This window comes from Mesorhizobium sp. RCAM 05104 (assembly GCF_059683645.1).
Window position 1 is genome coordinate 160,656 of the sequence record NZ_JCASJA010000002.1, and the last position, 16,455, is coordinate 177,110.

The 16,455-nt window shown below is 60.8% G+C and carries 18 protein-coding genes; 13 read left to right on the plus strand and 5 right to left on the minus strand.

Annotated features, from left to right (window positions below):
• Positions 1-257: 257 nt before the first annotated feature.
• Both AC56QP_RS35940 and AC56QP_RS35945 read right to left on the minus strand, forming a co-directional pair.
• Positions 258-692: a hypothetical protein gene (locus AC56QP_RS35940; RefSeq protein ID WP_497101082.1), complete on the minus strand. Its 435-nt coding sequence runs from the start codon at positions 690-692 to the stop codon at positions 258-260.
• A 526-nt stretch (positions 693-1,218) separates the two neighbouring features.
• Positions 1,219-2,232 (minus strand): LacI family DNA-binding transcriptional regulator, encoded by a 1,014-nt coding sequence (locus tag AC56QP_RS35945; protein WP_489863908.1) that lies wholly within the window; start codon positions 2,230-2,232, stop codon positions 1,219-1,221.
• A gap of 158 nt (positions 2,233-2,390) precedes the next feature.
• On the opposite strand from AC56QP_RS35945, the gene AC56QP_RS35950 reads away from it, so the two are divergent.
• From AC56QP_RS35950 to AC56QP_RS35985, 8 genes are all read left to right on the plus strand, one after another.
• Complete coding sequence (locus AC56QP_RS35950) at positions 2,391-3,332, plus strand: sugar ABC transporter substrate-binding protein (RefSeq protein ID WP_489863907.1); 942 nt, start codon at positions 2,391-2,393, stop codon at positions 3,330-3,332.
• 57 nt (positions 3,333-3,389) lie between these two features.
• Positions 3,390-4,919: a sugar ABC transporter ATP-binding protein gene (locus AC56QP_RS35955; RefSeq protein WP_489863906.1), complete on the plus strand. Its 1,530-nt coding sequence runs from the start codon at positions 3,390-3,392 to the stop codon at positions 4,917-4,919.
• Complete coding sequence (locus AC56QP_RS35960; RefSeq protein ID WP_489863905.1) at positions 4,916-5,911, plus strand: ABC transporter permease; 996 nt, start codon at positions 4,916-4,918, stop codon at positions 5,909-5,911. Before AC56QP_RS35955 ends, AC56QP_RS35960 begins: the two co-directional genes overlap by 4 nt.
• Positions 5,912-5,922: 11 nt before the next feature.
• Positions 5,923-6,759, plus strand: coding sequence for an N-acyl homoserine lactonase family protein (locus AC56QP_RS35965; protein ID WP_489863904.1), 837 nt, complete (start codon positions 5,923-5,925; stop codon positions 6,757-6,759).
• A 733-nt stretch (positions 6,760-7,492) separates the two neighbouring features.
• Positions 7,493-8,389, plus strand: a complete 897-nt coding sequence (locus tag AC56QP_RS35970) for an excalibur calcium-binding domain-containing protein (protein WP_489863903.1) — start codon at positions 7,493-7,495, stop codon at positions 8,387-8,389.
• A gap of 9 nt (positions 8,390-8,398) precedes the next feature.
• Positions 8,399-9,145, plus strand: coding sequence for a hypothetical protein (locus tag AC56QP_RS35975; protein WP_497101084.1), 747 nt, complete (start codon positions 8,399-8,401; stop codon positions 9,143-9,145).
• Positions 9,146-9,183: 38 nt separating this feature from the next.
• Entirely contained in the window at positions 9,184-9,474 is a 291-nt protein-coding gene (locus tag AC56QP_RS35980) for a hypothetical protein (RefSeq protein ID WP_497101085.1), read from the plus strand.
• Between the two features lie 362 nt (positions 9,475-9,836).
• Positions 9,837-10,043: a KTSC domain-containing protein gene (locus AC56QP_RS35985; protein ID WP_489863900.1), complete on the plus strand. Its 207-nt coding sequence runs from the start codon at positions 9,837-9,839 to the stop codon at positions 10,041-10,043.
• Positions 10,044-10,160: 117 nt separating this feature from the next.
• On the opposite strand, the gene AC56QP_RS35990 is transcribed toward AC56QP_RS35985, so the two are convergent.
• Positions 10,161-10,442 (minus strand): hypothetical protein, encoded by a 282-nt coding sequence (locus tag AC56QP_RS35990; protein WP_489863899.1) that lies wholly within the window; start codon positions 10,440-10,442, stop codon positions 10,161-10,163.
• Positions 10,443-11,338: 896 nt separating this feature from the next.
• Between AC56QP_RS35990 and AC56QP_RS35995 the strand changes: the two genes are divergently transcribed.
• The 3 genes from AC56QP_RS35995 (at position 11,339) to AC56QP_RS36005 (ending at position 12,851) form a co-directional block, all read left to right on the plus strand.
• Positions 11,339-11,485, plus strand: a complete 147-nt coding sequence (locus AC56QP_RS35995; RefSeq protein ID WP_489863898.1) for a DUF3606 domain-containing protein — start codon at positions 11,339-11,341, stop codon at positions 11,483-11,485.
• 48 nt (positions 11,486-11,533) lie between these two features.
• Entirely contained in the window at positions 11,534-11,755 is a 222-nt protein-coding gene (locus AC56QP_RS36000; RefSeq protein ID WP_489863897.1) for a hypothetical protein, read from the plus strand.
• A gap of 808 nt (positions 11,756-12,563) precedes the next feature.
• A complete protein-coding gene (locus AC56QP_RS36005; RefSeq protein WP_497101086.1) occupies positions 12,564-12,851 on the plus strand; it encodes a hypothetical protein in 288 nt (95 codons plus the stop codon).
• A 306-nt stretch (positions 12,852-13,157) separates the two neighbouring features.
• On the opposite strand, the gene AC56QP_RS36010 is transcribed toward AC56QP_RS36005, so the two are convergent.
• Together AC56QP_RS36010 and AC56QP_RS36015 are read right to left on the minus strand one after the other, a co-directional pair.
• Entirely contained in the window at positions 13,158-13,667 is a 510-nt protein-coding gene (locus AC56QP_RS36010) for a DUF6894 family protein (RefSeq protein WP_489863896.1), read from the minus strand.
• A gap of 61 nt (positions 13,668-13,728) precedes the next feature.
• Complete coding sequence (locus AC56QP_RS36015; protein ID WP_489863895.1) at positions 13,729-14,013, minus strand: PRC-barrel domain containing protein; 285 nt, start codon at positions 14,011-14,013, stop codon at positions 13,729-13,731.
• Between the two features lie 402 nt (positions 14,014-14,415).
• Here AC56QP_RS36015 and AC56QP_RS36020 point away from each other — a divergent pair, with 402 nt between their 5' ends.
• On the plus strand, positions 14,416-15,240 hold the full coding sequence (locus tag AC56QP_RS36020) for an amidohydrolase family protein (RefSeq protein ID WP_489863894.1): 825 nt from the start codon (positions 14,416-14,418) through the stop codon (positions 15,238-15,240).
• Positions 15,240-16,436, plus strand: coding sequence for a glycosyltransferase family 4 protein (locus tag AC56QP_RS36025; RefSeq protein WP_489863893.1), 1,197 nt, complete (start codon positions 15,240-15,242; stop codon positions 16,434-16,436). Before AC56QP_RS36020 ends, AC56QP_RS36025 begins: the two co-directional genes overlap by 1 nt.
• Positions 16,437-16,455: the final 19 nt, after the last annotated feature.

The following is a 16,455-nucleotide window of genomic DNA, read 5'->3' on the forward strand; positions in this document are numbered from 1 at the left end:
TTGCCAGATCGGGGGGCGCCTGCTTGCTCCGAAATCGGCATCGTGGTTTGGACCTTGCGTCAATTAAAGTCCAGCATTCATACCGCATGTGGGGCGGTAGACCTTGGTCATGGGGGCGGCAAAATCGCTTCACCGCCTCGTCTTCCGAACAAGCCAAGCCGAACTCCGCGCCAGCGAACCACCGAGGTCATGGCCACCATTTTGAATGTGTGAGCCACGGCCCGGCTGGGCGGTGGCCGAGGCCAAACCGTGCAGCCTCAAGGCGCGAATGTTGCGCGCAGCCAAGCGAAGAAACCGAGCCTCGCCGATATTGCCGCATGCACGCGAGAGGCCGCCCATCTCGCTCGTATCGTTGCCCCTAGATGGCAATGGCAGACGATTTCGTGCAACTGCGGATCGGTCAATTCGAAGAAGCGCTTGGCTTCACCGTAAGTGTCGTCTCGCAAGCCTTGCGCGCGAAGAATCGCATCCTCGAAGGCAACGGTCAGCGGCGAGTTGTCGTGACGCATTTTTTTGCGTAGTTCCGGGGGCTCGTGTTCGGTGCCAGTAAGCGCCTCGAGACGCCGACCGGGATTTTGCTCCAGGAGTTTCGCCCAACGTTCGAGACGCTGGCTCCGAGTGGCAATGAGGTCCGTTGGTTCGGCGTGAACGTCGGCAACGATAGAGAGTTGGTCAAGTGTTTGGTGCTTCATAGCCGCCTCTTACTCAACAGGTGAGCTCTTCATCCCTTCGCGAGGGGAATTATGGCGCTTCAGGGGCCCGACAAGGTCCGCATGCGCCGACTACTCGATCACTTTTCTGATGCCGTGGCCTTGCCTAAGCGCCGCACGCCGCTGGCCGCTCATCTGCCTGATGTGAAGCCGATGTGTGAACCTGATTAAGGGGCTTCAGGCGGGGATCCGCACCAACGAGCTGACCGTGGCGGCCGCAAGGGCCATGTCGGAGACCATCTGAGCGAGACGGTATCGACGCAGGACGGCTTGTTATTCAGGAACCCCAGAACGCTTTCGCCTGCGTGCTCGATTTTGGTCGCCACGTCCGCAGCCGCAATCGAAGTCCGGGACGTTAGGCATCGCCATGTGCGCGGCAGAAACCAGCGCGGCGCACCTGTTGCAACACGTCAAAATCCCCGAGACGCGAAACAGATGGCCCGGGAAACATCACGAGCGCGCGGCTTCCGCCTGGCAAACGTTGCTGCGGTCCGCAGCAGGAACTCTGTCAATCGAGGTCCCCGCGCAGCGGTGTGCAGCTTTCCCCGACGATCAATGCCGGCTGAAAGACGATGTTGCGCGTGGGCTCGGATCCCCTTTCCTCGATCCGATCCACAAGCAGGCGCAGCGCTTCGTTGGTCATGTCGGCAATGGGGTGCTCGGTTCTCGTCAGCCGTGGCTTCAAGCCACCGGCGCCTGCGACAGTATCCGTCGAGACAATCGAGACGTCCTGTGGACAGCGCAAGCCAAGATCGGCAATGGCGCGCATCACGCCGATTGCCATGACGCCATTGGCAACGTAGATCGCACTTGGGCGGTTTGGCGAACCCATCATGTCCCGCGCGACCGAATAAGCGGCTTCTTCGCGAAATTCGCCGGACCGGACGTGGCCGGGCTGCGGTGCAAGCCCGCGTGCCGCCATCGCCTCGATCATGCCGTCGAGCCTGCCCCTGCTCGTCGACAGTTGCATCGGACCGGTGATCGAGCCGATACGCCGATGACCAAGGTCGAGCAGGTAATCGACGGCCTGACGTCCCGCCGCACGATTGTCTATCGTCACCGTATCGGCGCCGTTGCCTTCGATCGATCGCCCCAGAAGAACGGTCGCCATCCCATCGAACTCATGCGGTTGGTATTGATTGGCCGCGCCTACCGGAACCAGAACCATTCCGTCGCACCCAAGAGTACGAATTCGTGACAGGATGCGCCGCTCGGTGTCAGGCTTTTCATCGCTGTTGAAGAGGACGAGTGAATAGCCCCACGCGGCCACGGCGGCCTCCGCCGACCAGACAATGCGCGCGTAGAACGGGTTGGAGAGATCGGCCACCGCCAGGGCGATCAACTGGCTGCGGTTGCGGCGCAGGTTGCGGGCAGCCAGCGAGGGTTCATAGCGCAACTCGCGAATGGCGGTGACGACGCGAGCCCTCAGCTCGGGGCTGACAAACGCGGTATCGTTCATGACGGCGGAAACCGTTGCGGTCGATACGCCAGCCCTTCTGGCAACGTCCTTGATGGTGGCCATTGTGCCCTGATAGCTAATCGTTTCGCTGAAGTTTCGTTTAGATTTGTGGCGCTGTCTAGCGGATTCATACTTGCATTGGACCGCAATTTGCGGGACTTTAGCGAAACGGTTTGCTGTCAGGAGGCATTGGACGGCAAATGAGGCGAAGGGAGGAGTATATGAAGAATCTAGCTTGCATGATCGCCGCTGGGACGCTCTCGCTCATGGCGGCCGGTGCCGCGGCGCAGGACAAGCCGCTTCTTGGCATCGTGTCCATCAGCGCCACGGAAGCCAACAATGTCCGCTACATCCAGGGCGCCACGAAAGCCGCCGATGAACTTGGCTGGGCGACCAACGTCGTCGATGCCGCCGGCAGTGCCGATCAGGCGAACGCTGCCATCCAGAATTTTGCGCAGCTCAAGGCGCATGCGATCATCGACATGGTGTTTCCCTATTCGTCGATCGGCGCGGGTCTGGCCGCTGCAGGCGACGCTGGAATACCCGTCGTTACCTGGGGCGGTGGGCTTGGCTCTACCGTTGCTGCAACAAACGGCTCGGGTGGCCCGATGGCGATTCCGGTGGTGGATCTCATGGTCAAGAAAATGGACGGCAAGGGCTCGATCCTGGCCCTCACCTACAGGACCGGGGAAGTTTGCCGAAACCGCGAAGTCGTCATGGACGAGATCGTCGCCAAACATCCAGAGATCACCGTCACCAAAAACGAGGTGCGCATTCCCGGCTACTTCGAGGACGGAGCCCAATACGCCAATGCTTGGTTGGCCTCGCATCCGGCCGGCAAGGAAAAGCTGGCGATCTGGGGTTGCTGGGACGACCCGGCGATCGGCGCCATCGGCTCATTGCGTGCCCAGGGGCGTGACGACGTCCTCGTTTATGGAATCAATGGCAATGCCCAGGCGCTGGAAAACATAAAGAACGGCTTCATGACGGCAACGGCCTGGCAGGACAGCTTCACCGAAGGCTACAACATGGTCAAAATGCTGAAGGACATCAAGGACGCCGGCGGCGCGTGGCAAGCCAAGGCGGCTGAAGTTCCAGCCGTGCTGGTGACCAAGGAAACTGTCGATGCCTTTCTCAAGGACCATCCGGAAGCCATAAAGTAGAATCTGGTTTGGAGGCGGCGTACATGAAGGGTGCGCCGCAGCCAGGCGGCGCTGAAAATGACAAGTCCATTCCTGGTTGCACGCGACATCGCAAAGGCCTTTGGCGGCACGCAGGCGCTGAAGGGCGTATCGCTCGACATTGCGCCGGGTGAAATCCATGGCCTTGTCGGTGCCAATGGCGCGGGCAAATCGACCTTCATCCGTATCCTGGCCGGACTGAACCATCCCGATGCCGGTTGTATCGAACTCGACGGTCACAGCCAGGAGATTGGCACGCCGCAGCGGGCAACCGAGCTCGGCATGAGCTTCATCCATCAGGAGCTTGCATTTGTGCCAGGCATGAACGTGCTGCAAAACATAATGCTGGGCGTTCCGAAGAAAACGCGCTTTGGGCTGACTGATTGGCGGGCGATCACGCGCGACGTTGCGCCGATCGCCAGGCGTGTGGGCATATCCGCGCCGCTCAACGCGAGCGTGAAGGGCCTTTCGACGGCCGAGATATGGCTAATCAACATTTGCCGCGCGCTGGTGCGCAAGGCGCGGCTGATCGTCATGGATGAGCCGACGGCATCACTTGCTGCAAGTGAGGCAGAACGGCTGTTCGCGATCGTGCGCGATCTTTCTGCGTCGGGCGTGGCGGTTCTCTACATTTCGCATCGGCTGGACGAGATCCTGAGCCTGTGCACCCGCGTCTCGGTCTTTCGCGACGGCCGCTCCGTGACCGAACTCACCGGGGACGCGCTGCGCCGCCCCGCGCTGGTCGAGGCAATTGTTGGCGGTGCCATTCGGGACGCTCAACGGATAGCCCCCGTAGGGCCGCGCGGCGATATCGTGATGGAAGCCAAGAAGCTGACGCGGGCGCCGAAAGTCCGCGGTGTCAGTCTGCAACTCCACGCCGGCGAAGTGCTGGGAATCGGCGGCCTTGTCGGCGCCGGGCGAACCGAACTCGCCCGACTGCTGTTCGGGGCGGATCGGCCCGACAGTGGCGAGATGACACTTGCCGGCCGGCCCTACGCCCCCGCCTCCCCCGCGGCGGCAGTCCGGGCCGGGCTTGGACTTGTCCCTGAGGAGCGACGTGCGGAAGCGCTCTTTCTCTCCAAGAGCATCGCCTTCAATTTAGGCATCGCCAATCTCGACAAAGTTGTTGTCGGCCGATACCTGCCGCTGATGAACCGCCGCGCTCGGACGTCCCTGGCCGGCGAGGTGATGCGGTCGCTATCGATAAAAGCGCGCAGCGCAAGCACGCCCGTTGGCAGTCTCAGTGGCGGCAATCAGCAGAAAGTTGCGATCGGCCGCTGGCTCCAGCGCATCCCGAAGGTGCTGATCCTGGATGAGCCGACGCGAGGCGTCGATATCGGAGCGCGCGCGGAGATTCACCGACTGATCCGGCAGCAAGCTGAATCCGGAATGGCGGTGCTGGTGATCTCGTCGGAGCCGGACGAACTGCCCGAACTGTGCGACCGGGTTCTGGTGATGGCGGAAGGCCGCATTGTTCGTGAGCTCAGGGGGCCGGCGGTGTCGCGACGGTCGATCGTCGAGGCAAGCTATGTCGAGCCGGAAGCACTGATGGAGGGTCACCTGGCATGAGCGATGTTGCGATAACCGCCCGGCGTCTTTCGCCTGCGACCAAGGCGGCGCTTGGTATATTTGCCCGCTACGGCACAATCATCGGACTTCTGGCGATGATCGTCACATTTTCGATCCTGTCGCCCAGGGCCTTTCCCACCGTGGGCAACTTTACCAATGTGCTGAACCAGGCCTCGTTGGCCATGATCATTGCCGGCGGACTGACGCTTGCCGTGGTTGTTGGCGAACTCGACCTGTCGATCGGCTTCGCCGCCAGCCTGCACGGCATTCTGATCACCGGCCTTGTCGTCCACGACAAGCTGCCCATCCCGCTTGCGGTGCTTATCGTCATCGCATTGGGCGCGGTGATCGGTCTCGTCAATGGCTTCATCGTCACCAAGGTCAGGGTCAATTCCGTTATTGCCACGCTGGGAGTGGGGACCATCCTTACCGGCCTGGCCTTCGCCTATTCCGCCGGCGTCCCCATCGTGGCAGGCGTGCCGGAGGCTTTTCTCCAGCTTTCCCTTGGCCGTTGGCTGTTCGGTATCCCGAACAACATCATCGTCATGATCGTCGTTCTCGGCGGGCTTTGGGTTCTGGTCGAGCGGACACCCCTTGGCCAGGAGATTCAGGCCGTCGGCGGCAACGCCGTGGCCGCCCGCCTTGCCGGGGTGAATGTCGACCGCATCAAGATTCTCGGTTTTGTCATTTCAGGAATGTGCGCTGCGTTAACCGGGATCCTGCTCGCCTCCCGCCTTGGCAGCGGAACGGCAAGTGCCGCCGATTCCTATCTCCTCACCGCATTCGCGGCGGTGTTCCTTGGCTCGGCAACGCTGCGTGACGGTGAATTCCACGTGCTCGGCACGCTGGTCGGGGCGCTCATCATCGCCTTCGGCTTCAATGGGCTCAACATTTTCGGCGCCCCGACATTCTCGCAATATGTCCTGCAGGGCGCCATTCTGATCATCGCGGTGGGCATGGCGAGCCTGGGCCGCTCACTGGCGGAACGCTGAAGGAGAGAGCGATGACAAGCGAAACCATGTCTTGGGAGGTCTACGTCGTCGAATTCGCCCGATCCAAGCAGCAGCCTTGGGTGGATCTCGTCGCCGGCATGTATGACGACGGCAAGGTTGATCTGCCCTTTTCCTTTGTCCTGCTGAAGCGTGGCGACCGCAACGTCCTAGTCGACACCGGCTTCATTCAGGAATCGACCACGGCTTTCTCGCTGAAATTTGGCATTCCCTACTGGATCTCGCCGGTTCGCATGCTGGCCGAGCTTGGCGTTGGCCCCGACGCGATCACCGACATCTTCGTGACCCATGCGCATTTCGATCACATGGGGTCGATCGCCGAGTTTCCCAATGCAGTCCTCCATATCCAGAAAAGCGAGCTGCTGTCCTGGTACGAGGCCATCGCCTTGCCACGCCGTTTCGGCTACCTGACCGCCATCATTGATCCCGACACCTTGCGCGCCGCTCTTGATGCGTCGGTGGAGCACCGCGTCTCCTTGATCGACGGCGACAAGGACGACGTACTGCCAGGCATCCATGTGCGACTGGGCAGCGGCCACACGATCGGACAACAATTCGTCATCGTCCAGTCCGCGCGGGGCAGATTGGTGATCTCCGGCGACTGTGTCTATTCCACCCGCCAGATCACCGGACACAGGCACGACGGCGTGTACGCGCCGCTGAACAATGCTGTTGGCAGCGTCTGGGAGCAGCTGAAAACCATCGACCGCATTAACACCGAGATCGGCGGCGATCTTGGGCGATTAATCGTCCTCCATGACATAGAGCGATGGAATGGCCTGCCGGTCATCGCCGAGATTGGAGGATTCCGGATCGTCAGGGCCGGATAGCCGCCTCACTGGCCCACGCCAAGTTGGGGGGCGGCTTCGTGTGGGGCAGCTCATGCCCTGTTGCATTGATCCTGGAACACGACTCTCAGCCTTTGGCGCAGGAGGTTCGCTGCGCGCGTCGTCATTTCAAGCTGCGTGCGCTTTTCAGGGAAGCTGCCGGCGATGGCTCCAAAGTTTGAAGTGAAAGCCTCTGCTCCCGTTGGCGGTTAGTCACGGGTAGCGGGTTCCAAAGCGATGGTTGACAAAGCTTCACGCGTCGAACGTTCAATTCGGTCGTTGTCTTTGGCCACTCTGGGATGTGAAACCCACTATCGATGGCAGCCTTAATGCGGACCATCAACAGGACGTTCCTGCCGGAATCGATTGGTACGAAAGCGACTGCTTTGATATGCCTAGCCAGGGGCCTCGCCTCTTTTCAAGGTTAGATCGCGATACTTAGCTGTCCAGTCACGGCCGTTGCCGGTGTAGATCCGGGTTTCGTCTTCGTCCATTTGAGCGGCGAGCGGTAGCGGTCGAATTTGACTTCGTGAATCCAGCCGTCGTCCGCGGGAGGCTTGCCGGCGAGAATTTGGACGAATTGCGAGAGTTGCTGACGAGAAGCCCGTAGACGAGAAGCCCGTCTCGGACTGTCTGCCCCACCCGAGACGGGCTGTGGAAACTGTAGAGGCAGCTTCCGAGGCCTTGGCCACGGGGAGTTAAAACCAAGGCGAAGTCAGAACTTCGCCGCACCAAGATGTTCCCGCTCGCCCGGTCTGCCTCGTATCTGTGGACACCAAGCAGAAACAATCGCATCCTGCGTTCGGGGAGTGAGGGCGTGGACAATTACCGATACGACAAGCGCTCGGTTCACAGGCGCAAACGGAGAGGCGCTCAGCCTGCGCGTCTGCTGGCAAGCGTTCCAACGCCACTCGTCTTCGTGACGTTAGCCGCGGTCGCGGCCTTTGGGACGCAGTTCGTCGTGCAGCACAGTGAAGGCGCCGGTTTGGACGTCACCCATAGGATTGGACCTACGCCGGCGCCGATTGCCGGCGCCGCCTCGATCATTGACGGCGACACGATCGAAATCCACGGCATGCGAATCCGATTCAACGGCATCGATGCGCCCGAGTCCGCCCAGCTATGCGACGATGCCAACGGCATACGCTACCGGTGCGGCGCGAAGGCCGCGGCAGCACTCGACGGGTTCCTGGCCGCATCATGGCCAGTCCGCTGCACTTTCGTCGGTTGGGACCACTACCATCGCTTTGTCGGGAACTGCCTGCGCGCCGATGGCGCCAGCGTCTCCGCGTGGATGGTGGAGCATGGCCAGGCGCTTGACTGGCCCCGCTACAGCCATGGCGCCTACGCCGAGCAGCAGGCGAAGGCTGAGGCCGCCAGGGCAGGTCTTTGGGTCGGGACGTTCCGGGCGCCGTGGGATTGGCGGGCAAAGCACTCGCAAGGACCTTCTATCAGCCAATCGCTCGGCATCATGGACCGACGGCTGGTTGCGCAGAGCTACGCATGCCAGCCGCGGCGAACCTGTTCGCAGATCAGTTCCTGCGATGAGGCAAACTGGTATCTGGACAACTGCCCCTGGGGAGGCAAGCTCGACCGCGACAAGGACGGGGTTCCATGTGAAAGCCTGTGCTAGGGGGACCTCGTGAGGATCGACAGAGCTCGTGTTCGGAAAAAGATGGCCCGGTGCCTCCTGGGACTGGTCGCCGCTATGACGGCTGGGTGCAGTTCGATCGACTATCACAAGCTGGCCGCAGGCCATCTGTCTGGAAGCCTTTTTGTCATGTGGGTTTCCGAGGGCAACACTTCTGGCGATGGAAATTTCCTATTCGTGCCCGATCCACGCGATCCGTTGATCTTTCATCGAGCAGATCCGTCTTCTCCGGGGGGCAAGATCCAGCCGGGTCTCATGTACACGGACGGCGGTTCGATCCCGAAGATCGCGCAAGTCTTCAAGGGGCTGTCGCCTTGGGGGTACGCGCCGGCCTACATGATCCACGATTGGGTCTTTGTTGCCCATCACTGCATAGTGGACGGCAGTGCCGAGAGCCGGTTCGACCAAGTTCGCGGAATCGGGTTTGACGATTCGGCCGCGATCCTTGGGGAAGCGATCAAAACCTTGATCAAGGCGCGCCAAGTGGCTTCAAACGATGTGGCGCCAGGGGCCATAACATCGGCCGTTGGGAGCGCTGTAGCCAAGAACCTGTGGGATGAGAAAGGAGCATGTAAGTCCCTGCAGGTCAGCGCAAGGGATATCGCTGCCGCGGAGGCTGCCATTCCGGGATCGACCACCAAGGCGCAGAACCTGAGAACCTTCCGGGTTCCAGAATCGATCTTGCTTGCGGTTCCGCCGGCAAAGCCGGCGAAGATCGTGGCTCGCGTGACATTTTGAGGGTGGGATGGATTTTTACGTTTATGAGAGTTGGACCCGTGATCGGGGAAGGATCCATCGATCCGATTGTGGCTTCTGCAATGATGGCCAAGGCACGCAGGTCAACGGGGGGGATAGGAACGGTCGCTGGCACGGCCCGTTTGACCGAGACGCTGCATTCGCAAAAGCCGCTCAACTCAATCGCGCTGATATACGCGCCTGCGCAATATGTGATCCGTAACGGCCGCTGGGAGAGCGGACAGGGCGAAGTCTATGAACAGGGGGCAAGTATGGCTCCATCTGCCCGTGAGCTTCTCATAGCCGCTGGCATCGTGAACGGTGAATGTTGAGGTCACTCGACCCTCTTTAAGGCCTTGAGAGCCTGGACCTCGAGGCAGAGAATGCCAAGGCAGGGTGCAACCATGATGCCGTTGCAGATGCCGCTACAGGCGAGGCCGATGCCGCTACCGCCCAAAACGGAATGTCGGCGTCAATCAGCGGCCGAATTCGAGTGGGAACGTTGTGGTTCTGGTGATCGTTGAATGCTTTTGAGCGAGTCGTCGCAATGCGTTTCGTCCAGATCCTATGCCCCCCGCGCTGAGAACGCCGTTCGGCTCCAGCCTATTTGCAGGCGAGGCGCCGCGTTGAACGACGTTTCAGGCAGAATAGGGTGATCATTCGTTATATACCGTGGCACTGATCTAGGCCGACCATGCCTTCGACGTCGATCCGTAAGACCGAATACAATCCGGAAACCGGGGTCCTCTCCGTCTGGTTCGTTGCCAGTGGCAAGCGTTACGATTACGAGGCGGTGCCGCCAGCGACCTACGCGGCGTTTCGCCAGGCCTTCGCGAAAGGCCGCTTCTTCAATGATTACATCCGAGAACGTTTCCGCTACCGGCTCATAAAAGATTCATAGACATGATCTGCGCCGGATTTGACCCAATGCGTTTTTCTGCGGCCGCCAGGCTTGTTTCTGGACGCGCTTGCGCACAAGTGAACAAAAGGGGCGCCTCGACCGCGAGGCTGGTACGGCCTACGGTCGAAGAAGCGCGCCACCGAATTGCGCCCACAATCGCTCGCAGTCCCACGCCCTGAGACTTGCCGTGCCCGGTTCGCCATAGAAGACCATCGCGGAGCGAACATCGTAACCGAGCACTGATGCATTGGCCACGAAGTGGATGGCCCTGCCCAGGCTGATCGCGCCGATATGGGCTTCGGATTTGTTGGTCAGGTCTACCACGCCGAGAATTTCAGCGTTCCCGTTCCTGCCAGCCAAGACAGTCATCGAGGTCGCGTTCTCCATGGCAAGGAGCATTGTGATTTGTCCTCGGCAAGGCCTCAGTAACTCACTTCCGCCAGCTTTGTTCCTCAGCAACCCAAAGAGCGGGTCGGCTAAAGGCTGCCTCGCGCATTCTGCTAGGGTCCCGACGCTGGGCTGCGCGCCCGTCGCCGGCGCCACTGCCCGTGCCCGGGCGTCTCGTGCAGCGTAACTTGGTGGGGGTCACGCATGTCGACCGGTTTGCCGCAAGTCGGGCACTTGTAGAAATACCTGCGTTCGTCGGCGAGGTCGCTGCCGTGGCGCTTGCCTACAATCTTTGGCCCGAGATCCCGAATCTGCGTCATCGCTTCCCCAGGCCCTTATCCCTTCGCGGCAGCTGCCGCGCCAACCAGTCCGAAGCTGCGAGGCTCGCGACCACACCATAGCTGATTTGGCTTGTTCAGGCGCGTCAAGAGGCGCGCAGCGCTTACGTTGAGCGCTCGCGCCGCGACCTGTCGAGTTAAAGCGCTTCCGCTGTGTTTCGGCGAACTCGTTCGCACAGCGTTCGATATGGAACGATCGACACTGGACATTGCCGTTTTCAAGCACGCGGACGACCCTTTGACCAAGCACCTCAACGGAGTTTTGACTGGCCACTCGCGTTCTCTCTATCCCGGCCTCGCCCAGCTCCCACGGATGATATTTGTCCTCCTCGGCGGATACGACTTGGCGCCGTCCCTTGCCTCCAGTCCGCCGCCAAAAAAGGCCCGCTGACGAAGGAGCGGGCCGTACGGAAATCTATTGGCGAGTGGGCGCCTACCGGCCTGCCCGGGAACGCTGCCCGACAGGTCAGCGAAATGGTGGGTCACCGTGCGCGAACGGTGAAATGCGTGGAACCTCGGCTGGCCTGCGTTGTTCTGTGCCCAGTTGTTCTGTGCATAGGAGGAAGAGCCATGGCAGACGATAAAAGCAAACGCGACTTTCGCGATCGCGACCGGGTGTCGGCTGATGAAGCCTATGAAGTGGAATATTTCGCCCGAAAGGCAGGAATCACAACACAGCAGGCGAAGGAATTGATCCAAAAGCACGGCAACGACTGAGCGACGTTGGAACGGGTAGCAACAGCGCTTAAGGACCGGTGACGAGCAATGCCAACTTACCAGGTAGAAGAACTGTCCGGCGATACAGTCGTCGCCTCCGAAACCGTCGTGGAGGGCAATCCCATGAAGGCGGTGGAACGGGTTGCGGGCTGCCCGGTCTCACCAAGAGCGCGGCAGGAACACTGGTTCCGCGTCGTCGATGAAGAGGCAGCCGTCGTCCACGAATTCAGCATTGCCGATGCTGAGGAGACACGTGATTTCTCGAAATGACTAGCCTATCGGCGATCAAGCTACAGCGCCTAAGGCAAGAAGTGGGCGCAAGGACAACCCCCTCCCCGAATTCTTTGCGTTGGGCTGGCCGAACGAGCAGTTGACCCGAACCTTGCCATCCAGCCGCAGTCGAGCCTGTGCTGTCACGAGCTGCGCTCTCGCGGAGCCATTCCGCCGTCCGGGTAGTAACCGGAGGCAACACGGCAGATCTGATTGACCCTGCGCCAAGACCAGTTATCGGCAGCGGGGGTCACCCGCCTCGATAGCGGGAGAAGCGGGCCCGGCAAAGCGCCCTTGGCCAGCAGCGAGGGGCTGCCATCACACAAACCAGCCGGCAAATGTGAGGTTCCGCTCATATGCAAAAAGGCCCGCCCGTATGGGAGCACGGGCGGGCAGGGTCTGGAGTGCTAGGGATCGACCCAGCTAAGTTCAACGAGCGGTGGACGTGTTGGTTGCGGCCGCCTCCACCCGAGCCCGCCAAGCTTGCTGGCCCTCAGCAGGATCGTTCCGAGCGCCACGCCAACAATCAGCCTTCCCCGCCACCTAGGAAAACCCAAGACGGACTCGGCGATCGGGTGGAGTTCGTAGTAGCTGGCGTGTGAACGCGGGAGGATCGGGCGTGCGTCCATCGCAGGACGGCTAAAGGACAAGTCGGTGAAGCGGGGCAAAGTGCTTCCACGCGGTCTCGGTGGCGTTTCGCAGTGGTTCCTCGCCGCCTTGAATTTTCTTCCTCCAAGACTACCGACGCTCCGGTGCATTGGTTGGAACGCAACGTCGCCAGGTTCATTGCTGAAGACAGGAGGTGTCCATGCCCAAATTTCGATTTGAGACCATTGAATTCGGACGCACCACGACATGCGAGGAGGAACTGGCAAGTGCCGAACTCGCCAGTCCCAGAGCATTAGAGATGGCCCACGCCGCGCTCACTGCGGGCCGGCCCGCCGGCGTCGACCACTCTGGCTCGAGCACGAGGGTCTACGATGAAGCTGGATATCTTGTCGCGACGGTCAATTTTTCAGACGTGCTTCGTGAGCGCTGCGAACCATCCTCGGTCGGCTCCACGACAGAGGAGCCGGGAGTGATGCGGTCTGGTTGACCGCTGTCTGCGGCCGGTGCGTGTGGGCTACGTGCTCTCAAAGCTTAGGCGGAGCGGCTACGTTAAAACCGAGTGAAAATGCGGCTACCCATCGCCAATCTGTGAGCGTGTCAGGTGTCCCCAGTTCTGCAAGAATTGGCATCTACTAGCACCTGAAAAGTGCGTTGAATCCTGCTGGTCGCGAGCCTTGTCGAGTCCCGCCAGTGACGCTGAGCATCACCTTCATGATCTTGTGCCGGTTGCATTTGGTTGGCACGGGACTTCGAGGACGGCGGGACAGCTTACATGCCAGATCCTGTGTGGGTCCTACTTGTTTGCCCATCTCGCAGCCTCGGCCTCAGCGACATCAACTGTATAAAGCCGTTTGCCGTTTTCATCGGAGACCCGAACCAACCATCCGGATAGCGCGTCCGCGCCCGGTCGCAAGTCGACCAAGAGATCAACAGCACAGCGAATGGCTTCCGCGCGGGCGGCGTCAAAGCTCGGCATGCGGGATGGCGGTATCCTTCGGGCGGTTTCGCCGTCGCGATATTCAAAGACATAAACCTCGCCAGCCGTGTCGCGTGCCGACGGAACTGCAACTTTATCAAGATCGCCCTTGCTGGTAGCGCCGTCGTCCTTGACAGCGAAACCGAAATTAGCCGCGGTCTGGATCAGGATAGTTAGCGCGCGGGCCAATGCCGCTCCGCCATCACCATCGACCCTGGCCATATCCACGGTCACACATTCGCTCCCCTCACCGCGAAACATGACCCGAAGGATCGCTTGGCCGTTTGGCGCGGTGGCAGTCACAACTTCGGTACGAACGATCTGCATTAGCCGGCTCCTTTCCGTCTCATCGTATTCGGCCCCGACCTAGGCTGAGCCTCGGGACTTCTCAGTCCTGATGCTCTGGCATGTTCTCAAGTTGGTTCTTCGTCCAGCTAGCGACAGCGTGAATGTCACCGTCCTCGTCGCGCATGAAGTCCACCTGATTGGCTGGTACAGCGACAGGCTTGGCGCCGATGCCGAGGAAGCCGCCGACATAAATCACAACCTGGCTTCCGTGGAGATGTGAGACTTTGCCGACCTTCTCGCCACCGGCACCGTACAGGATCGCGCCGTCAACAATTTCGGGGGTCAATTCATTGCTCGCGAGCCGAACATGGTTGGTGTGGTCCATAACTCGATTTCCTGATTTCCTGGTGGATGAGACTCCCGAAACCTACGAAGCGCTTAACTGTTCCAACAGTCGACGCACTGCAGCCGGCAATGAAGCCAGCGACGATGGCGGTTTGTATCGATTGCGGCGTTGAAGGAGCCCAATGCGCAATGAAGCATCGAGTTCACGTGCGGTTCGCAACCCGGCTTGCGTCACCCTTGGTTGGCCGCGTTTCTGACCTTGGTGATCAATGCGGCAACGCGCCGCCCGCTATGGACAGCCAGCCGGCCAAAGGCACAGCTTCCTCGTGCCGGTATGCGGGGTGCCACCAGCCCTTGGTCGGTGGAAGACAGATGTGCGCGATTTCGGCCTTGCTGTGGAACGACGGGCGCAGACGCAAGTTGTGGCGAGCGGAGCGCGGCAATGATCATCGATGCACACCTTCATACTTCTGGCCAGGAAACGACGGCGGACGTGCTTAGGTCCCTCGACGATGCCGGGGTCGACATCGCATTCCTTTTGGCTCCGTTTCTTACAGCGCCGTATTGTCTCGATGACAGGGCCTCTCTGCGTGCCGGCAATCGCTACCTTTCCGACTTGGTCAGGAGGCACCCGGATCGTCTCGTGGGATTCGCCGTTGTGAATCCGCAGCATCCGGAAGCGGCCGAGGATCTCGAGGAAGCGGCTGCACTCCCGGGCATCCGCGCTCTGAAAATGGTGCCGACCGGCTGGTATCCCTATGATGACTGTGCGCATCGCGTGTATGCGGTGGCGGCGAGACTCGACCTACCGATCCTGTTTCACAGCGGTATCTTCATTGATGGACGCTCTGGCCGCTTCTGCCGACCTTCTTTCTACGAGGCGGTGCGGGATCATCCCGGCCTGCGTGTGACGCTGGCGCACCTGGGATGGCCATGGTGTGATGAAGCCAACGCCGTAGGCGTGATCGACCGGATCAACGGCATCGATCCGGCCGAAAGCCAGTTCCGGTTCGATCTTTCGTTCGGGCCACCGCCCATTTATCGCGAAGAGGTGTTCCGCAAGGCCATTGACGTCATCGGTCCCCGTTCGTTGCAATTCGGCAGCGACCGGTTTCTGCCTTGCAGCGGCGCTCATATCCGCGCCGCAATCGATGAAGTGACCGCCATTCTTGACCAGCTCGACGTCGCGGCAGCCGGACGGCAGGCCATCATGTGGAGTACCGCATCAGACTGGCTCAGGCTCAATCCATCACAGGAAGCCCACTGATGGCACGCACACCCCGATTGCTTCCCGGCGGCCAGGCTGACGAGCGCACACATATCCTTGAAGTCCTGGGGAACGCGATCGTCGGCGGAATGGAAAACTATGTGCGCAACCTTACCGCCAACCTTCCAGCGGCGGAATTCAAGATCTCGCTGCTGTGTCCTTTCGAGAGTGCCATGACGGAAGCGTTACGCGCCGCAGGATACGAGGTGTACATCGCACCGCTGCACGACGATCCGCCCTGGAGGTCGGTTGAACTGATCTGCACATTGGTCCGTGAGATCGGCGTCGACCTGCTGCACGCCCACCTGATGAACGCCCACACCGTCGCCGCCATCGCCGGCAGGTTGAGTGGGATACCGACTGTAGCCACGCTGCATGGCATGAGCTTGCAGTCACAGGAAATCAGCGTGGCACGCACGACCGGGAGCCATACCATCGTCGTCTGTCGGCAAGCCTGGTCACAGGCGCTCGCAGTCGGATTGCCGTCCGATCTCGTGAGCCTTGTTCCAAACGGCGTCGACCTCACAGTCTACCATCCCCTGTCGGCCGATCCGGCCGAGTTTCGACAAACCATTCATGTAGGCCCCTCCGATATGCTGATCGGCTTCGTTGGCAGGCTGGCGTGGGAAAAAGGCCCGGACAAGTTTCTGAAGGCGGCCGAGTTCATCTTGGAAAGGCGCCCTGACGTGCATTTCGCAATGGTCGGCACCGGATCCATGGAAAAGGACCTTGCCGCAGCCGTGCGGCGTGGCGGGCTTGAGTCGCACATCCACATGGTCGGCCTCGCCCGCGAGCCGCACCGGATCTATCCGGCGCTGAACCTGCTGTTGCACACGTCACGCGCGGATGCGATGCCGCTCACGATCCTCGAGGCGATGGCGTCTGGCGTTCCGGTGGTGGCGATCGGCGTTGGCGGTATTCCCGAGATCGTCGCTACGGGGGAGACCGGCATCCTGATCGGTACAGCCGAATGGCCAGGTATCGTCTCGGAGTACCCGGGAGGCTGGGAAGGCGTGGCAGAGGCGGCGCTCGCCGTCCTCGCCCAGCCAGAGCGGCTGAAGGCGATGGCCGTCGCGAGCGTCAAGCGGGCGCAGGCTTGCTTTGACATCCGTCAGTCGGCCGTCCTGACCAGTCAGATTTTCCGTCAGCTCCTCCGGTCGCGTCAGGACAAGGCCCGTTTGCACTCGGTGCCCTGAGCACAGCACCGGCGCGAGT